This window comes from Nocardia wallacei (assembly GCF_029868745.1).
Classification (GTDB): Bacteria; Actinomycetota; Actinomycetes; order Mycobacteriales; family Mycobacteriaceae; genus Nocardia; species Nocardia wallacei_B.
This window is the reverse complement of the sequence record NZ_JARWOP010000300.1, coordinates 13,729-32,652: the sequence shown is the minus strand read 5'-3', so window position 1 is coordinate 32,652 and position 18,924 is coordinate 13,729. Positions and strand designations below refer to the sequence as shown.

15 protein-coding genes and 1 pseudogene are annotated in these 18,924 nt (G+C 65.6%); 4 read left to right on the top strand and 12 right to left on the bottom strand.

Annotated features, from left to right (window positions below):
• Positions 1-19: 19 nt before the first annotated feature.
• A complete protein-coding gene (locus tag QH470_RS27735) occupies positions 20-604 on the top strand; it encodes a TetR/AcrR family transcriptional regulator (RefSeq protein WP_280275300.1) in 585 nt (194 codons plus the stop codon).
• Positions 605-1,175: 571 nt separating this feature from the next.
• On the opposite strand, the gene QH470_RS27730 is transcribed toward QH470_RS27735, so the two are convergent.
• The 5 genes and pseudogenes from QH470_RS27730 to QH470_RS27715 form a co-directional block, all read right to left on the bottom strand.
• Positions 1,176-1,634, bottom strand: a complete 459-nt coding sequence (locus QH470_RS27730; protein ID WP_280275299.1) for a transposase — start codon at positions 1,632-1,634, stop codon at positions 1,176-1,178.
• 67 nt (positions 1,635-1,701) lie between these two features.
• On the bottom strand, positions 1,702-2,040 hold the full coding sequence (locus QH470_RS27725) for a hypothetical protein (protein ID WP_280275298.1): 339 nt from the start codon (positions 2,038-2,040) through the stop codon (positions 1,702-1,704).
• Between the two features lie 205 nt (positions 2,041-2,245).
• Positions 2,246-3,462, bottom strand: a pseudogene (locus tag QH470_RS27720) (IS256 family transposase).
• Between the two features lie 297 nt (positions 3,463-3,759).
• Complete coding sequence (locus QH470_RS38325; RefSeq protein WP_425302792.1) at positions 3,760-4,131, bottom strand: restriction endonuclease; 372 nt, start codon at positions 4,129-4,131, stop codon at positions 3,760-3,762.
• A 318-nt stretch (positions 4,132-4,449) separates the two neighbouring features.
• The gene (locus QH470_RS27715) at positions 4,450-5,481 is read right to left on the bottom strand and encodes a helix-turn-helix domain-containing protein (RefSeq protein WP_280275297.1); all 1,032 of its coding nucleotides are present in this window, start codon (positions 5,479-5,481) and stop codon (positions 4,450-4,452) included.
• Between the two features lie 328 nt (positions 5,482-5,809).
• Here QH470_RS27715 and QH470_RS27710 point away from each other — a divergent pair, with 328 nt between their 5' ends.
• From QH470_RS27710 to QH470_RS27700, 3 genes are read left to right on the top strand one after another with little or no spacing between them, the layout of a single operon-like run.
• A complete protein-coding gene (locus QH470_RS27710) occupies positions 5,810-8,497 on the top strand; it encodes an ABC transporter permease subunit (RefSeq protein ID WP_280275296.1) in 2,688 nt (895 codons plus the stop codon).
• Entirely contained in the window at positions 8,494-9,336 is an 843-nt protein-coding gene (locus QH470_RS27705; RefSeq protein ID WP_280275295.1) for an ABC transporter ATP-binding protein, read from the top strand. Before QH470_RS27710 ends, QH470_RS27705 begins: the two co-directional genes overlap by 4 nt.
• Positions 9,337-9,374: 38 nt before the next feature.
• Complete coding sequence (locus QH470_RS27700; RefSeq protein WP_280275294.1) at positions 9,375-10,655, top strand: ABC transporter substrate-binding protein; 1,281 nt, start codon at positions 9,375-9,377, stop codon at positions 10,653-10,655.
• A 118-nt stretch (positions 10,656-10,773) separates the two neighbouring features.
• Here QH470_RS27700 and QH470_RS27695 read toward each other — a convergent pair whose 3' ends face one another.
• The 7 genes from QH470_RS27695 to QH470_RS27665 form a co-directional block, all read right to left on the bottom strand.
• Positions 10,774-11,541, bottom strand: a complete 768-nt coding sequence (locus QH470_RS27695) for a tryptophan 2,3-dioxygenase (RefSeq protein ID WP_280275293.1) — start codon at positions 11,539-11,541, stop codon at positions 10,774-10,776.
• Positions 11,531-12,748, bottom strand: coding sequence for an aminotransferase class I/II-fold pyridoxal phosphate-dependent enzyme (locus QH470_RS27690; protein ID WP_280275292.1), 1,218 nt, complete (start codon positions 12,746-12,748; stop codon positions 11,531-11,533). Before QH470_RS27690 ends, QH470_RS27695 begins: the two co-directional genes overlap by 11 nt.
• Entirely contained in the window at positions 12,745-14,157 is a 1,413-nt protein-coding gene (iaaH, locus tag QH470_RS27685) for an indoleacetamide hydrolase (RefSeq protein ID WP_280275291.1), read from the bottom strand. Before iaaH ends, QH470_RS27690 begins: the two co-directional genes overlap by 4 nt.
• A 1-nt stretch (position 14,158) precedes the next feature.
• Positions 14,159-15,571, bottom strand: a complete 1,413-nt coding sequence (locus tag QH470_RS27680; protein WP_280275290.1) for an aspartate aminotransferase family protein — start codon at positions 15,569-15,571, stop codon at positions 14,159-14,161.
• Positions 15,572-15,584: 13 nt separating this feature from the next.
• On the bottom strand, positions 15,585-16,913 hold the full coding sequence (locus QH470_RS27675) for a GNAT family N-acetyltransferase (protein ID WP_280275289.1): 1,329 nt from the start codon (positions 16,911-16,913) through the stop codon (positions 15,585-15,587).
• Between the two features lie 257 nt (positions 16,914-17,170).
• Positions 17,171-17,518 carry a hypothetical protein gene (locus QH470_RS27670; RefSeq protein ID WP_280275288.1) on the bottom strand — a complete coding sequence of 116 codons (348 nt, stop codon included), beginning with the start codon at positions 17,516-17,518 and terminating at the stop codon, positions 17,171-17,173.
• Positions 17,469-18,638 (bottom strand): GNAT family N-acetyltransferase, encoded by a 1,170-nt coding sequence (locus QH470_RS27665; protein ID WP_280275287.1) that lies wholly within the window; start codon positions 18,636-18,638, stop codon positions 17,469-17,471. The genes QH470_RS27670 and QH470_RS27665 overlap by 50 nt, the downstream gene beginning before the upstream one ends.
• Positions 18,639-18,924 lie beyond the last annotated feature (286 nt).

The window sequence follows — 18,924 nt, the reverse complement described above, 5'->3', positions numbered from 1 at the left end:
CACAATGCAGGGAGGTTCAATGGCCAGGCCCCGCGGGTTCGATGAGGAGGCAGCCGTCCACCGGGCAACCGATGTCTTTTGGCGCAAGGGATTCCACGCCACCAGCACGCGCGACCTGAATGCGGCGCTCGAACTCAACCCGAGCAGCCTCTACCGCACTTTCGGTGACAAGCGCCGACTCTTTTTGCGCGCCCTCGATCACTATCGGGCAACGGAGAGTGCCGACGGATGTCAGCGGTTCCGAGACGCCGACCCGACCAGGGACGCGTTGACCGATGCTGTGGCGACGGTAGCGCTGGGGAGCGACGCCCACGCGACTGATCCAGCAGGGTGTTTTGTGATCAACACCGCTGCGGAAATGGGCGGCACAGACCCGGAAATCGCTCGACGGACCGAAACTGCGTTCAATCTCACCCGAACCGGGCTGGGAGACCTGCTCACCCGAATGCGCGAAAGCGGAGAGATCTCGGTCGAGTCAGATCTCGACGAGCTCACCGATCTCCTCTTCACCCTCGTACTCGGGTGGAGGCTTCGCGCGCGTGCGGGACATGACCCAAGCGACATCCGGAGTTCCATCGAGCACACGATCGCGCTCCTCGGCTGAAGGACTGCCGAGCGGGAAGGCATTCGCCTCAACGGCTACCGGCGACCTGCCGCGGTGGGTTGGCATCTCATGTCCTCTGCACATTGATGTCCGACCCGACGATGCGCAGTGCTGGCGAGGTGTATCGGCATCGCACGCCAGCAGCGCTACGACGCCACTGGATCGAAATGATTCATCGGATCAGTGAAATCGCCTGTGAGGCTTGATCCGACTATTGACGGCCTATTTCACGTGCCTGCTTCGCCAAGCACACAACCGCTTGCGTAAGGGAGGGTCCGTTGCCTCGTCCGGTGCCGGATCATCATGGTGGAGGACGCCGAGCGTCGGTGCGATGCGGGAGACCTCGATGAGTCGGGCTTGATCCGCCCGTGGCACACGAGTACGGCAAACACGGTCGCTTTACAGATGCACGTGTCGGTGCTGCAACTCGGGTGAAGTTGCATTTCGCGGTGTGCCTCTGCGACGGTTAACGGCTGCCGCGGAGGGTTGTGCAGGACGGTTGAGAGCTCCACAGTAGCTCGCACAGTACGATCGCCGTGTTTGGTCTTCCGTGAATTCGGGTCTGTGTTGCTCACTCGCTCAACAGGATTCGCTTTCGGAGCAGGTCGGTCTTCGCACGTCCGAACATCTGGCGTTTCAGCATTTTGATGCGGTTGACGTGGCCTTCGACGGCGCCGCTGCTCCAGGCCATGGTCAGGCCCGCAGTGACCGCGTCTTGGTCGCGGCGCAGCCCACGGACGAACGAGTGCAAAGCCGGCTGGTCATCGGCGTCGACGGCCGCCATCCATCGTTCGAGATCGCGGCCGCGCCGTTCGGTCATGATCGTGGCGAACGCCCGGACGTGGCCGATGAGGGCCGCCAGTTCCGGGCTGGCGGCCAGAATGGCACCCAGACTTGTTTGGTCGGCGGGAGCGATGGTGTCGGGGTTGGTCATGATCCAGCTGACAACCCTCCGGACCGACGGTGGCTTGCTCGGCGGTGCCGAGATGTGTGCGAAGGCGCGGAAGGGAGCCGAGTAGGTGCGCACCATCTTCTCGCTGCCCCGGTATCCGCAGGCTTTGATCTCCTCGAACAGCTGAGTTGCGTTGGTGCAGCCCTCATTCCACCGTCGATGCAGCTCGGATTTGTATGCCTCGAGCGCGCTGACGCGGTATCCCGTGCGGTTGTTGACCAGTAGTTCGTCGGCCGATGCGGCGCGAGCGAAGCGACGTGTGGTGCCGCGAGCCAGCCCCAGCTCGAGGCAGATGGCGCGAATGCTGGCACCCTGGTCCAGCAGAGACCAATTGCACGACGACGGTGGCCAGCATGGTGAACCCGTTCCATCCCGCCAGCAGCACCGCTCCGACGTCGTCGGACGGGGCTTGGAGGACCTCGACGATGGTGTCGTCGATCAACGCCGACGCGGTCGGCTTGTCCGCGGCATTGTGTTCGGTCATGGCTCGTTCCTTCGGTGTGGGTGGAAGTCCACGCCCGAAGCGCCGAAAAGAAGTACGGAGAACGGATTTCGGTGCCCAGGCATGGCGGACTGCGACGGCCATTCAACACCTGGGTCGACCAATGACAGGCAACAGCGGGAGTGCTGTGGTCAAGTCCCGGGGCGTGGTGTAGCTGAGGTGGTCACCGCATGATCCAGAGTTCGGGTCAGGCAGTGAGTTCTGCGGGTGTCGCTGCCTCCTGTTCGTCGGTGGCGGTGAGCCCACGCGAGCGGGCCAGGACATCGAGGTCGAGATAGCGGCGGCCCTCGATCCATTCGTCGTGCTGTTCGGCGAGCACGGCGCCGACCAGGCGGATGATCGGGCCGCGATCGGGGAAGATGCCGACGACATCGGTGCGGCGGCGGATTTCCTTGTTCAACCGCTCTTGTGGATTGTTGCTCCAGATCTGACGCCAGATCTGTGTGGGGAACGCGGTGAATGCCAGCAGATCGGCGCGAGCCGTGTCGAGGTGGTCAGCGACCTTCGGGAGCTTCTCGGCCAAGGCGTCGAGCATCCGTTCATATCGAGCGGCAACCGATTCGGTGTCTGCTTGATCGAACACCGAATGCAACAGGGTGCGGACCCACGGCCACGACGATTTCGGACAGACCGACATCAGGTTGACCGTGTAGTGCGTGCGGCAGCGCTGCCAGGCCGCGCCGGGCAGGGTCGCGCCGATCGCGGCCACGAGGCCGGCGTGGGCGTCGGAGGTGACCAGAGCGACGCCACTCAGCCCACGGGCGACCAGATCGCGGAGGAAGGCCAGCCATCCGGCACCGTCCTCGCCGGAAGTGACTTGGAGACCGAGGATTTCGCGGTATCCGTCGTTGTTGACGCCGGTGGCGATCAGGGCGTGAACGTTGATCACACGGCCGTCCTCCCGGACGTTGAGTACGAGGGCGTCGGCGGCGACGAAGGTGTATGGACCTTGATCGAGTGGGCGGTGCGGAACGCTTCGGCCTGGGCATCGAGATCGCGTGCCATCATCGACACCTGTGACTTGGAAACAGTTGTGATACCCAGGGTTTCGACGAGCTTCTCCATCCGGCGGGTGGAGACACCGAGCAGATAGCAGGTCGCCACCACCGAGGTCAGGGCCCGTTCGGCGCGTTTGCGTCGTTCGAGCAGCCAGTCCGGGAAATAACTGCCGTGGCGCAGTTTCGGGATCGCGACATCGAGGGTGCCGACGCGGGTGTCGAAGTCGCGGTGGCGGTAGCCGTTGCGGTGGTTGACACGCTCGTCGCTGCGTTCGCCGTAGCCGGCACCACAGACGGCGTCGGCCTCGGCGCCCATCAGGGTCTGCACGAACGTGGACAGCAGAGTACGCAGCAGATCGGGACCGGCGGCGGCCAATTGGTCGGACAGCAGCCGGCTGGGGTCGATACGCTGATCGACGAGCTGCTACACCACTCTGCCGGACGCAATCCTTGCGGGAGCATTGCGAAGACCGCCAGTAGTGGTGCCACTGTGATCGCGGCCTAACGGTGCGGTTTTCGCAAACCGGAGGCCGTGATATCCAGGTCTGCAGCGGGAAAGGAGAACATTGTCGTGGCGCGGGGTGGCGTCCTGGACAGGCCGCAGGCCAGCGGAGCGCCGAATGCAGCAGCCTCGTCCGCTCCGATTGCCGGGAACTCAAATTAGCCCGAAAAAGTTCGGCCAACCAGTGATTTAGGAGCGAGATTACAAGGCCAAACCGATCCCAAGGTGCTTCGCCAATGCCTCCACCAACCCATCACCGTCTATAAGTCGAATTTGATCGTGGTGGACAGAGGATTCGCGGGCGGAGGCAGTGAACCGTCCTGTGGTCACGAGGATACCTTCAGATGCTCCACTGCGCGCCACGCGATTTGCGAGTGAGCGGACCGCATCCGTCCCTAGCGGGTTGCTTACATGCTTGACCCAAACGAGGTAGACTTTGCGCTCTGCTGAGTCATCAGTCATAACGAAGTCTTCGCCTGCGTCACGTGAGCCTACGGAGGCCGAGCCCAATCTTATCTTCGTGAACAAGGCCAGAGTCATTGTCTCGAGGTCGGCGGGAGTAATTTTCCGCATGTTCGGAGGATTGCAATGCAGGAGAGGATACCGGCCCAGGGCTTCGTCGACCGGTGTGACATTTCTGGATGTAACGGGCGGATAGGGGTGACCGCGCACAAATCGGGTGTTCACAGCGTCGAAGAAATTCCTGCGGGGCTTCCTCGCAGTGCCAGGGGTTTCCGCACCGTCCGCGCCAGCGGGTGGCGCTCGCCGGTGGTACCGAAGACAGCTTCCTCCGCGGCGCACCCAGTAACTCGACACTCGCGACCGCCGAGCCCACGGCAGGCGCCGTCGCACCCGCTAGGTCAGGTAGTCGTAGCGGAGATCGGGGAGATTTCACTGACCTGAATCGACAGATCGACCGTGGCATCGCAGTTCGGAAGACGTAGTTGGATCGGCGTCGAGGCGATTTCGGTGCCGCTGTTCGGCTCCGCTCGGCCGACCGGACTGCTCGGTCAGTCTGCGTTTGCGGAACTCTCGGGGAGACTCGCCGTACCGAGCTTTGAAAGCTGTTGCGAGCCAAGTACACGTGAGTCCGCTGCGCTCCGCGATCTCGCCGATCGTCATCGTCTGACAGGGGTCTTCGAGGATGCTGCGGGCGGCGCGCAGGGCTTCGTCGCGGCGCACGTCGCGATACGTTGTCCCCGCCTCGTGCAACGCGACGCGCAACTGCCGGGGTGACCAGCCGAGCGCCTGCGCCACTGCGGGCAACCGCAGGTCCGTCGTGCCGATGTTGCGGCGCACATACCGTCGGACGGTCTCGGCAATCTCCGACAGGTGAGCTCGCTGCGGGCTGGAATCACCGGCGCTGATCAGGCACAGCAACTCGGTGATCCGATCGCACACCATGTTGAAATCGCGACCGGCCAGGCCGGATCGCTCGGAATGCAGGTTATTGATCATGCCCATGGCGATCCGGCCGAGGCCGGAATCGAGACCGAGCACCGGTCGCTGGGTGCCGGGCACCGGTGACCGGTGATCGAATTCAGAACGCGGAATCTGGAACCCGTACGCCACCGAGCCGGGAATGTTCAACTTGCACTCCCGATCCAGCGCCAGCACCACCGCCTGACCCGGCGTGATACATCTGTCCTCGTCTTCGTCCGACGCCGCGAATGCTCCGCGCTGCGGAATCACCACCCAGTAGAACCCTTCGGCCGAGGCGCGGCGAATGTGCGACCGGGTTCGGAATGCCAGCCGGTCACCGGGCTGGTCCCAGCGCAGCAAGCTGTAGGTTGTGGTCTCCTGGACGGTCAGGCCCACCTGCCAGCCCGCGGGCTCGCGGTAGCGATGCGCCATCGGGACGATGCTGTTGGCGAACTCGGTCCAGTCGTCGACACCGGCCACGGCCAGGTTGTAGTACTTCATTTCGGGGCACCTCGAACAGCTCGATGATGGCGATGATGTCCCAGCGCCATCTCTCCGGTCTGCCCATCGCTAGTAGGATTTCATATCCCACGGTGAGCTCTCCGGCGCAATCTTCACTCCTATCCAATGGTGGGAAATCACTGACGGACTGGTCGTGTACCGAGTCTCGGCCGACCGAGGACAGCGAAAGGCACCATTCTTCGTTTTCATCTCGTCAATTTCTGTTGCGAGGCAGATGTTCCGGATTGGCGTGGTGTGCCACAGGGCAACCGCCGACACTGACGTTGCATGCCGCGCCCGTGTGCGGCACCGAAACCGGGAGTCCCTCGTGACGGATCTGCTGCCGTTCCTGATCGCGGGAATCGTCACGGGCTCGGTGTACGGACTGGCCGCCGTAGGTCTCGTACTCACCTATCGGACGTCGGGAGTGTTCAACTTCGCCCACGGTGCTATGGCCACGGTGTCGGCGTACACGTTCTACACGCTGCACGTGGTCCACGGCACAATGTGGCAGCTCGCAGCGGCGGTCTGTGTGCTCGGCGTCGGCCCGACCATGGGTATGGCGCTGGAGTTGCTCGCCCGGGCGGTCGACCGGGCCACCGTCGAACTGCGCATCGCCGTGACTGTCGGCGTACTACTGATAGTCCAGGCGGGGGCGACTCTCGGCTACGGGCAGGCGACGACCCGCATCGTGCCGAACTTCCTGCCACCGGGCGGATTCGACGCCTTCGGTGTGCGGGTGCAGTGGTCGGACTTGGCCACGTTCGGCATCGCGGTCGTCGCGACCGCCGCATTGTCGGCCGTGCTGCGGTTCACCCGCCACGGCATCGCGATGCGCGCGGTAGTCGGAAATGCCACGCTGCTGGATCTGGCCGGGACCAGCTCGGCCCGAACGCGGCGATGGGCGTGGTGCGTCGGCACCGGTTTCGCGTCGCTGTCCGGGGTGCTGTTCGCGCCGTTACTCCCGCTCGACCCCACCCAGCTGACGCTGCTGGTCGTCCAGGCGTTCGGCGCGGCGGCGATCGGCCGATTCACCAGTCTCCCAGGGAGTTTCGGGGGTGGATTGCTCATCGGGGTGCTCGCCTCGCTGGCTACCCGCTACCTCACGACCAGTGCCGCCGCGGGGATTCCCGCCGCGCTGCCCTTCGTGACGCTGTTTCTCGTACTGCTCGTCATGCCACGGCGCTACCTCGCGAATCGGGACCGGACGATTCAGCGAATCCGATCCGGTTGGGTCACCCCGCCGGCGGTACAGGCGTCCGCCGGAGCTGCGCTGCTGGCGGCGCTGGCTCTGGTTCCGGCGTTCGCGGGCATCCATTTGACGGATTGGACCGTGGCGGTGGCGACGACGCTCGTATTCCTGTCGCTCGGCCTGCTGATCCGTACATCCGGTCAGGTTTCGCTGTGCCACATGGCTTTTACCGCGATCGGCGCCTGCGCGTTCTCGCACTTCGCGGTCGATCAGGGGCTGCCGTGGCCGCTCGCGTTCCTCGGCTGCGGACTGGTGGTCGTGCCCATCGGCGCGGTGCTGTCGATTCCGGCGATCAGGCTCGGCGGCGTGTATCTCGCATTGGCCACCTTCGGATTCGGCGTCGTCGTACAGATGATGGTCTACAACCAGCCGTTCATGTTCGGCACCAGTGGTCTCGGCGTCGCGATGCCACGCCCCGGCGTACTCGGACTCGATTCCGACCCGGCGTTCTATTATCTCGTGTTGATACTGGCCGCGGTCGGCACCGTGACAGTGGTGGCATTGGACCGCGGCAGACTCGGGCGGCTGCTCCGGGGGCTCGCCGAATCACCGGCTGCGCTGCGGACCCACGGAGTCTCCGTCGAAGTCACGCGGGTGCTCGTCTTCTGTCTGTCGGCATTTTTCGCAGCGTTGGGTGGCGCCCTCGCCGGGATGACGCAGACCACCGCCTCCGCGGCCAATTACCAGCCGCTGGTATCGGTCACCTTCTTCGCGGTGACGATCCTGGTGGTGGGCCGCGAGCCGTGGTATCCGTTGCTCGCCGCGGCGGCGCTCATCCTGGTGCCGTCCTACCTTGCCGTCGCTGACGCGTCGCTGTGGCTTCAGGTTCTGTTCGGGGCACTGGTGATACTCCGGGCCGCCACCGCGGAGCGCCTGGAGGTTCCCGGTGCCATTCGGTCTCGGGTGGACCGTGCGTTTCGGCGCACCCCGGCGCCGGTGGTCGTCGTACCGGAGACATCGACTCACCGGAGCCCGGCGGTCCTGGGTGTTCACGAACTTTCGGTGCGCTTCGGTGGCGTCGTGGCTGTCGAGAAGCTGTCGTTCGAAGCACCCACCGGGCGGATCACCGGGCTCATCGGACCCAACGGTGCGGGCAAGACCACCACGTTCGACGCCTGCACCGGCCTGGTCCCGATCCATGCCGGTGAGGTACGACTGCGGGACCGGTCGATAAACCGTGCATCGACGGCACGCCGGGCCCGGCTCGGCGTCGGGCGAACCTTTCAGCAGACCGAACTCTTCGATTCCCTGACCGTCGCCGACAACGTCGCAATCGGAGCCGAAGGCCCGCTCGCCGGGGCGAACCCACTGGCCCACCTGGTCGCGGCCCGTGGACAGGCCGGCAGGGTGCGCGCTGCCACGGCCTCCGCGATGGCGTTGTGCGGCATCGAATCTCTCGCCCACACTCGCGTCGCGACCCTGTCCATCGGACAGCGGCGACTGGTCGAGCTCGCCCGCTGTCTGGCGGGGCCGTACCGGATCCTGTTGCTCGACGAGCCGAGCGCCGGTCTCGATCGCGCCGAGACGGTGCGCTTCGGGCAGATCCTGCGACACGTAGTCACCGCGCGCGATGTTGGAATCGTGCTGGTGGAGCACGACATGTCGCTGGTGCTCGAGATCTGCGACGAGATCGTCGTACTCGACTTCGGCAGGCCGATATTCCGTGGTCCGCCCGCCCAGGTCCGGGCGTCGGAGCTGGTGCAGCACGCCTACTTGGGCGAACCGGTAACCGCCGACTACCGGCAACAAGAACCGGTCGCATGACCGGCCAACAACCGGCGGCGGCGGGCGTTCCGCAGGACGGCTCGACGGGTGCGACAGGCCACCGCACTGGTACCGGCCTCGCGCTCGACGTGCGCTCGATCACCGCCGGATACGGCTCCGCGATCGTGCTGCACGGCGTCGATCTGGCGGTTCCACACAAATCCGTCGTGGCGTTGCTGGGACCGAACGGGGCCGGGAAATCCACGCTGCTGCGCGTGGTCTCGGGCATCCTGCCCGCACGCTCGGGAACCGTGTCGGTCGCCGGAACCGATCTGACCCGCGACAGGCCGGCACGGCGTGCTCGTGCGGGCCTGTGCCTGATCCCCGAGGGACGGGGTATTTTCGCGGACTTGACAGTCCAGGAAAACCTGCGCCTGCTGACGCCACCGTGGCGGCGCGGCGGCACCGACGCGGTTCTCGACATCTTCCCCACTCTGCGCACGAAGCTCGCGCAGCGAGCCGGCTCGTTGTCAGGCGGCCAGCAGCAGATGCTGGCACTGGGGCGCGCCTGGCTGGCCGATCCCGCGGTCGTCCTGCTGGACGAGGTATCCATCGGCCTCGCGCCCCTGGTCGTGGACGAAATCTTCACCGCGCTGGGCGAATTGCGCACCACCGGCTCGGCGATCGTGCTGGTCGAGCAGTACGTCGACCGTGCCCTGACGATGGCCGATCACGTGGTCTTACTCAGTCGCGGCACGGTCGCCTTCGCAGGACCTGCCGCACATATCAACCGGGACGCCGTGCTGCGGAACTATCTCGGCAGCACGGGCGACCGCACAGACTCACCGGCGTCGCCGGCGGGACACCCACCCGGTACTCCTACCGGGCCATGGGGGTAGCGAATCGACATTCTCGATATCCGTACAGGAGTGGAGCAATGAAGAACACAAGGTTTCGATGGTGGGTCGCGCCCGTGCTGGCCGCAGCGCTTGCGCTCACCTCGTGTTCGGCCGACTCGACGGACGAACGTCCCGCATCGGTCGGCCCGGCGAAGGTGTCCGACGGCGGCCTCCCGGGCGATCCCATCCTCATCGGATCGATCTGCAGTTGCACCGGCCCGGCCGCCGGATCGGTCGGGCGTGCCACCGATGTGCTGCAGGCATGGGCATCATGGGTCAACGATCGCGGCGGAATCAACGGCCACCCGGTCAAAGTCGTCGCCTACGACGACCAACAGAATCCGACGACGGCACTGGCCGTCGCCAAGAAGCTCGTCGAACAGGACAAGGTGGTCGCGATCGTCGGCCAGACCAGTCTGGTCAGCTCGAGCTGGCAGAACTACGTCGACAGCAAGGGCATTCCGGTCATCGGCGGACAACCGGTCGATGCACCGTTCATGACCGATCCGAACTTCTTCGCCTCCGGGACAACGCTCGCGGTATTGATGCTCGGTGAGGTGGCCCAGGCCAAACAGGCGGGCGCGAAGACTCTCGGCGTCTACTACTGCGCCGAGATACCGGTCTGTGAGCAGCTTCCGCAGATGCTGGAGCCGATGGCTACCCAGGCCGGTCTGGGATTCGCCGCGGAGAAGGTCGCCATCGCGGCACCGAACTACATCGCACCCTGCCTGGCCTTCAAGACCGAGGGCGTCGACGCCGTATTCCCCGCCGTCTCGGTCGAGGCAATTTCGCGAATCGCGAATTCCTGTGCGCAGCAAGGCTATACACCCACCCAGGCCCCGACCGGAGTCAGCCTGCAGAAGGCATGGGCCACGGACCCGAACTTCGAGGGCAGCATCTTCGCAGGCTCCAACGCGCTCTACACCGATGACTCGAATCCGGCCATCAAGGACTTCGGGCAGGCCCTCGACACCTATGTCCCCGGCATGCGCGACAGCGCGGACTTCAGCTCGCCACTGCTGTGGCCGTGGGCAGGTGGCCGGTTGTTCCAGGCAGCGGCCGAAGCGGTCGGTCTGTCCCCGTCGTCTACGAGCGCAGATGTCGTCAAGGGTCTGCGCGCCCTGCGCGACGAAACCCTCGGCGGTCTCGCGCCGCCGTTGACCTTCCCGGAAGGTCAGCCGAGCTTCCCGCTGTGTTACTTCACCGGGCACACCTCGGGCGGCGCCTTCCACTCCGACAACGGTGGTAAGCCCACGTGCCTCGACGAGGCGACCGCTGCCGCCCTGAAGAAGTCGCTCGCACCATCCGCACCATCCTGATCCTGCGGCCACGCCGCGACTGCCCACGATTCGGCACGGTTCGGCACCATCACCCGTGGTGGTGCCGAACCGCGACCTGAGAGGGTGTCCCCGCCCAGCCGGACCGCCTCGGTGCGGGTCAGGCGTTAGGGTCGCACGTGAACCTTGCCAGCTCGGGAAAGTGCAGGTCGTCCACGGTCATTTTCAGATACCCCACACCGGCGGTACCGCCGGTGCCGGGGCTACCGCCCAGCAGTCGCTCGACCAGCTGCAGATGCCGCAGTCGCCACTCCCTCAGGAGTCCATCGATGGCGGCCAGCTCTTCACACAGCAGCCGTTCGTCACCGCCACGGGCACAGATCCGCTCCAGTACCCGGTCGAGTTGCGGGCCGGTGTCACGGCGGTCGCGCCAGTCGCGGTGCAGGTACCGGTCCGGTACCGGATGTCCGCGCCGATGGAGGAACCGCAGGAATTCGTCGAACACGCTCGGCTGGTCGGCGTCCGTTGCCGCCACCGCGTTCCAGCCCGGGTGACGCTTGCCGAGCAGGTATTCCAGCGCTCGGTACTGTACGGAGAACAGCCCGGACGCCGATCCCAGCGCGTGGCGGAACCGGTGGAAGGCCTCCGGAGTCAGCGTGTCCAGCACCCGCCATTGATCGTTCATGTGTGTCAGGACCCGCGCGGCCCTCGACAGTGCCGCCCAGTCGGCGGCATCGGCACGGAACGCCGTACGCGTTGCGGCCACCTCGTGCAGCAGCAGTTTGAACCACAGTTCGGTGACTTGGTGATGGATGATGAACATCAGCTCGTCGTGTTCCTCGGGTTCGGCGCGCGGATATTGCGCATCGAGCACGCGGTCCAGGTGGAGGTACTCGGCATAGGTCATGCCGTCGTGATCAGTACCCATATCCGGCCTTCCGGATCCGGCCCAGGGCTTCGCGGAGCACAGTCAGGTGCGGTCCGAGATACAGCCTGTAGCAAGGCCACTCGTCATCGTCGTGCGCGTCCCAGCGGTCCACGCCCACCAATACGCCGGTATGCCACAGGAATTCGCGCCGGAACTCGGTCATCGACGCATGCCGCCGCGCGCGTGGCACCGGTACCCGGGCGAACGGCGCGAACTGGCCCACCTGCACCGACCCTCTTGGATAGCCGAGCTGTCGATGCAGAAAATGTTGCAGGACAACACGTTTCATCCCATAATCGCGCCCTTGTGCGGCGAGGTAACGCTCGGCCGCCGGGTCTTCGAGCCAGCGGGCCATCGCCTCCTGCAATGGAATAGCACTGGCGAACCCGTGATGGAACTGCCAATCGTTGACCAGTGCGTCCAGAGTGTCCGGAGACGCGGTCGCCGCACCGATTCCCCAGCCACTGCAATGGAACTGCTTTCCCAGCGACCGCACCGCCAGCCATCGTGCCGGGGCGGCCGTTTCCAGCAGCAGGCGCAGCGCGGAGGTCGGCGACTGCCGCGGATCGTGCACGCCGAAGTACGCATCGTCCAGCAGGATTGCCGCACCGGCTGCACGGGCCGCCAGGAGTAGTCGCCGTACGCTATCCGGCGGCCAGTTGGACCCGGTGGGATTGTGCTGGGCGTTGATCACCACCAGTGTGTCGCTGTCCAGTTCGAGAGTCTCTGTCACCGGGTGACCGTCGGACGCGGGGTAGTAGTCCATCCGGTAGCCGAGGGGTGCGAACACACCGGCGTAGTCCCAGCCCGGCATCGGTGCGCATGCTCGCGCGACGCCCTCCGCGTGCAGCATGCGACCGAAGTCGAACATCGCCGTCCGGGTTCCCCCGGCTGTCGCCGCGACTTCGTAGTCGTGACCCGCGCGGAATTCGGGTGCCAGCCCGTGGTCGCGGGTGACGTAGTCCCGCAGCACGCGCTGCAGTCGAGGCAGACCGTACTGTGACACGATGTAGCCGTGGGCATGTGCGGGCACGGCCGCCAGCGCCGCGGTCAACCCGGGGGCGATCCGCGTCCAGGTTTCGCCGAATCCCACATAGAGCAGTTCGCCCGCCGGGCTGCCCGCCCCACGGTATTCCGATACCAAGCGGGCATCGGTGAACCGGGTGGGCAATTCCGGATCGCCGAAGACCTCGTCGTACGGAATCACCGCCGTTCCCGTGGGGCGGGCAACGGGCCGAACAGGTCCTCGCAGACCCGGGCGATCCGCAGTAGCTGATGGTCGGTGCCGGGTAGTCCGTCGAGGGCGATACCGATGGGCAGTCCGGCATCGTCTTGTCCGCCCGGCACGCTCACTCCCGGCCAGCCGAGAATACTGCCGAGATTCGTGGTGCGGCTGTAGGCGAGGAAGGCCGAGGTAGACCGCCCGCCGAGTTCGACCTGCTCGGCACCGATCGGTGCGGCGGTCAGTGGTGTGGTCGGCCAGATCAGTGCGTCCAGCCGATGGTCGCGAAAACTCTTGCGCACCAAGGCGTCCAGCTCCGGGCGAAACCGTGACATGGCCAACCGGTAGTCGTCGGCGGAGATAGCCCGGGCGCCCAGTAAGCCGGTCAGAATCTCCCTGACATCGGTACCGGCACACTGGTCGACCAGTTCACGCACCGAGATACCGGTGCCCGAGTCGCGCAGATACCGCCCTAGTTCTCTCGGCGTCTCGTAGAAGGCGATGGGAAACCCCGCCTCGACGATGAGATCTTCGAGGGACGGCGGGAAGTCGAACTCAACCAGCTCGAATCCCGCCGCGTCCAACTGGGCCAGCCGACGCTGGAAGCAGGCTTCCAGGTCCGGCGCGAGCCCTGTGGCGAAGGGTTTCCGCACGACGCCCAACCTGCCGAACGCGACTGCCGGAGTGGACGGTTCGGGCAGGCCAGCGAGTACCGCATCGATGAGCCGGACGTCATCGACACTGCGGGCCAACGGACCGGCGGTATCGCGCGTGCTCGACAAGACGATGAGCCCATCGCGGGAGTAACGCCCCACGGTGGGCCGCAACCCCACCACACCGCACAGACTCGCCGGTATCCGCACCGAGCCACCGGTGTCGGTGCCGAGTCCGGCGGGTGTCAGCCGGGCGGCCACGGCCGCGGCGGTGCCCCCGCTGCTGCCTCCGGCGATACGGTCGCGACCGTAGGGATTGACGATCGGACCGAAGCAGGCGTTGGCGCCGGTCATCCCATAGGCGAGTTCGTGCAGGTTGGCCTTGCCCAGGATCAGGGCGCCGGCGGCTCGCAGCCGGTGCACCACCCTCGCGTCGGCGGCGGGCCGATGATCACGCAGGGCCGGGGTACCGCCGGTGGTCGGCAGATCGGCGGTGTCGATGTTGTCCTTGATCGCCAGCGGCACGCCGTGTAGCGGTCCGAGGGCGTCCCCGCGCCTCCGCGCTGTATCGGCCTGTCTGGCCGCGTCGAGCAGCGCGGACGGCCGCACCGTGATGAAGGCGTGCCCCCGGCGGTGCTTCTCGACACGATCCAGGAGAAGTTGCGCATATTCCAGCGCGCTCAGGTCGCCGTCGACCAGATGTGCCGCAGCCTCGGCGACGCCCCAGTCCGCCGGATCCACGTCAGACTCCATGACTCGCGGTGAGTAGCCCGGGCGCCCGTTCCGCGATGTAGGGCCGCAATTCCACCAGCACGTCATGGATGGCTGACACCAGTGCATCGATATGGCGACCGGTCATCGGCATCGACAGCGCGAGCAGCCCGCGCCGGGTGATGTACATGCCCCGGTTCAACAGTGCGAGATGAAACAGCGCAGGCAGGTCGGCCAGCCCGCCGCGTCGCGCCAGCGCCTCGTGCGGCGTGGTGACCGGCTCGGACCCCCAATGCAGATGCGACAGCGATCCGATACCGGTGGCCTGCAGTTGGACCCCCGCCCGGCGAGCCGCCTCCGGGATCTCACGAATCAGCCGCTCACCGAGGGCGTTGAGCCGCTCCACCTCGGCCGAACCGTAGGTGCCGAGCGCGACGAGCCCCACCGCGAGACTCATATTGTTCCCACCGAACGCTCCGGCGTGGTACAGGGGGTCCGGCCGGGTCGGATCGAATTGCGCCATGATGTCGTCGCGGCCGCCGAAGGCGCCGAGCGGAAACCCGCCACCGATGATCTTGCTCAGGGAGGTCAGGTCGGGCGTGATGCCGTAGCTCATCTGCAGCGGCCCGACCCGGAAGGTCGCACATTCGTCGAAGATCAACAGGCAGTCATGGGCTTCGGTCGCGGTCCGCAAGCCATGGAGGTACTCGACATCCGCCGGGATCCCACCCGCGGCCCCCATCATCGGTTCGACGATGACTCCGGCGATCCGTGCACCATGCAGCGCCAGCAGTTCCCGCGCTGCCGCGAGATCGTTGTACGGCAGCAGCATGACCTCGCGCATCCTGGCCTTGGGCACCCCGCGCGGCGGTTGCGCCCGAGGGAACGACGGTGGCAGGCCTTCCTGCGGATAGGTCGGCTCCGACATCCCGGTGAACATGTTCATCTGTGCGTCGTCGTGCAGACCGTGGTAGCCCCCATCGATCTTGACGATCACATCGCGGCCGGTGAAGGCGCGGGCCGCCCGGATGGCGAGCATGGTGGCCTCGGTGCCGGAATTGCAGTACCGCAGCTTTTCCATCGACGGCACTCGCGTACACACCGCTTCGGCGTGGCGGGCCTGCAATAGGGACGGTGCGCCGAGCGCGGTGCCCCGCAGCGTCTGGTCGGCCACCGCCGCGGTGAGCGCCGGATGGCTGTGGCCGTGCACCGTGGCACTCATGTTGTTGCAGAAGTCCACGTAATCATTGCCGTCGACATCGGTCAGCGCACAGCCCGAACCATGGTCCATGAATACCGGGTACGGGGTGAAATGGTTGATCGTGCGTGTGTCGCCGCCGGGCAGCCACCGCTTGGCCGCCGCATGCAGGCGCGACGATTCCGGCGTGCGGGCACGATAGCTGTCTTCGATCACTGCCGCCACAGCGGTGTCGGTACCGGACATGAGTCCCTCGTTCCTAAATCACCGGCCAAATCCGGGAAGACTGTTTGGGGAAGAGCGTGGCAAGCAGCACCGCGCCGAGCTGCGTCTGCACACGATGATCGGGGTACGCCGGAGCGAGTTCGGCCATTTCGGCATGCCCGAGCAATAGCGACGAGAACATGGCCCCGTGCATCGATGCGTCCGATTCCCTCCTGCTGTGCTCGTGCCACTCACAGACATCGACCAGTTCTCCCTTCCGGAAATCCAGCCGCACACCGAAGGTGTAGAAATGTAGACGCAGTACCCCGGTGAGTCCATGGATATCGGACTGCTCGAGGCGCCGCTCCAGTACTGGAGCGATATGTCGCAGAAAAACTACCAGGTCGGGAATTCGGATGAACCATCCGATATTCGGCGGACGGCGGATCAGTACGGACCCGAGCGCATCGTAAGCGGGATGCCCGGTACCGAGCCACAGCATATAGCCGTCCGTCCCTGCCAACTGCCGGACCACACTGGGGACAATATCGAGCCAGGACGCCTCCGGCAGCAATTCCAATCCGGAAATGGATACCACCGATTCCGGGACGGGGCGGCCGGGAAGCCAGCTGGGGACCGGAAAACTCGGTATGCCCCCGTATCCGACCACCACGTAACCCAGCCGCCGGTCACCTCGGACGATGACCAAGATCTCGTCCCGCATCATGTTTTCCGGCTCGCGTCCGGCCAACTCGTACCGCCACAGCGCCGGATCACGCTCGCACACCAGCAGCGAGCGACCACGCGAAAGCTCATCCACGTGCGTGAGCAGCGGGATATCCGCGGTCGTAGCCCTCCGTAACTCGACAGGCTCGCAATCGTCGGCTGCGGTCGGTAGCTCCCGCGTCCAGCCGCCCCGCCCGGCACGCTGGACGAGTGCTGCGTGATAACCGAACTCCTGATGAAAGAACATCAGATCTGTAATGACCTGCATCAGGTGCCCGCACGCGGCACTGCGGTCGTGTAGAACTTCGATCTGGCGGCTTATGAGTCCTCGCCTGCGATAATCCGGGTGTGTCGCGACCAGTTCCAGTCGCCCGACACCGAATTCGATGCCGCCATATGACCACTTCTGCGGAACCAGGACAAGCCCGGAAACAATGCTTCCGGTGTGGCAATCCTCGACGACGGTAATATCGGCGTAATCGATTGCGGGATGCGAACCATCCAAGAATTCCCGCCCCCAAGCCGCCACCGCAGCACTAGGATTCCCTTCGCTATCGGCATGCGCGATACCCTGCAACGCCGCGAAATCATCGCGGTCACCGGCCGTCGCCGACCGCAACACCAGACCGTCCTGTAGACGAATGGGAAGCCCTGTCACAAACTCGCTCCCATCCGGATTCTCTCACCGCTCCGCCACGGAATACCGTCGACCGGCCGCGCAACCGGAACATACCGCGGAGTTTAACCAGTCACCGACCACCGCGACAGTCACATCGGCACCTCATGCCCACAACCGAAAGTCCCACGCACCGAAACGCAAGTTGCCAGACAAGACATCGCGATCCGGAGCCCGGGATCGATGACCCGGATCGCGAGCCGCGCGCAGTCGGTAGACGCCTTTGGGTGGCGACGAAATCATTGGTGGCCGCGGGGGAGTGGGATCGGCGGGTCGGTGAGGATACGGGCGTCGAGGATGTCGTACCACTCGTCCTGGCTGGTGCGCTGACTCTCCCACTGTGGGTTCTCGGATCGATTCGCCAGTTCGCGGCGGTAGCTGCCCCATGCGGCTTCGTCGGCGAAGGTGACGTGGTGCTCGAGACAGTGCACGTCGTCGCCGATGGTGACCGTGTACCACTTGGTCTCGAGCACCATGTCCAAACCGGCGTAGAACCAGAGCTGCCGGTCGGCGATCCATTGCCAGAACGTGCGTAAGTCACTGCGCGCCTTGGCGGTAGGTCGGAAGCGGTAGACCAGATGCAGCATGAGGATCCTCCTGGTAAGGCATGTCGAGCCACTCCGGCCCGAGCGATGACGAAAAGCGGGCGAAGCGGGCGCGGTAATCGCGCACTGTCCGACGGTTGTGCGCGTCGGCGCCGGCGACCGTACCGCGGCTGAGCAGCACGACGGCCGCGAGCGGATGCAACGTCGCACCCCGCAGGACCTTGGCTTGTAGTGACGATGTCGACAGCAGCACACGCCGCAGGCCGTTGCGCGCGGCGTAGTCGACCGGGGCCACGCAGGTGGTGACGAAGTAGGGACTGCTGTGCGGGTCCGGCGCCTCCGTCGCGCCGTAGTACCGCCCGTGCAGGCTGTCGCCGTGTCGGTAGCAGACGGCGGCGGCCGCCAACTCGCCGTGGCGGCGGCACATCGCGACCGCCGCGTCATCGAGCAGCCCCGCCTCGCGCTGGGCGGCGAAGATCGCGGTCATCCATGAAACACCTTCAGCGCTACCGTGTTTGCGGCGGGACTTCGCGATCAGCGGGGCGATTTCCGCCGCGATCTCCGAGGTGACGGCGGACCATTCGACTGTGTGCCCCACCGCGGTGAAACCGCGCAGTTCGCGCCGCCTCCGTTTGCGGCCGTGTCCGTTGGCCCGCGCGATCAGCCCGGCGGAACCATCGGGCGGCACGTCGATCGCCGCATCGGCGGAGTGCAACAGCAGCCGGGCGTCAGGGTGCGCCGCGACGAGTTCGCGGGCGGCCGGGAGGGGGAGATAGGGCGCCACGACGCCCGCGTGCCCGTGCGTGCGGGCATGGTCGCGACAGGCGGCCAGCAGGCGGTGCAGCGCGGGTGATCGCAATGGTCCCGAAGCGCACACCAGTCCGTTACGGACCGACCGTCGCGCGCCGAGCCAGAGGAACGGTTCATCCCACGGTCCAGTGAGATCGGTGAAGAACCCCCGCAGGTGGAACAAGCCGGGCGTGCGCTCGCCGTTCCAGACGGCCGTGGCGCCGACGAGCCGGTCCGACGCTCGAACGGCGACGACAGCGTGGGCTCCGCTGACGTCGTCCAGGTGCCGCAACCAGGCGTAACTGGAGAACAGATCGCCGGGGTGGACCAGGCCGTCCCACTCTCCAGGGGCAATCGTCGCGAGCGTCTCCACGCTCGTGCACAAGTTCGGTGTTCTCGATCGCTCGGGTTCGCAGACCGCGGATAGCGTGTCGTGCTCGACTACCACCATTGTTCTCTGTCCTGCATTACTCGGAAATCCGGATCGGTAGAAACGTAAGAGGGGTGACCATGGAAAACATCCGCCGATCGGACCGGAGATGTCGGCATTACGCGTTGTTTCTCGGTTCCCTTACCGGATTCGGTGACCGCAAGGCTTCATCGTTGCACCCGAGCGCACCGATAATTTTTCGGACGTGGTCTCGATCATGCCGCGGAGA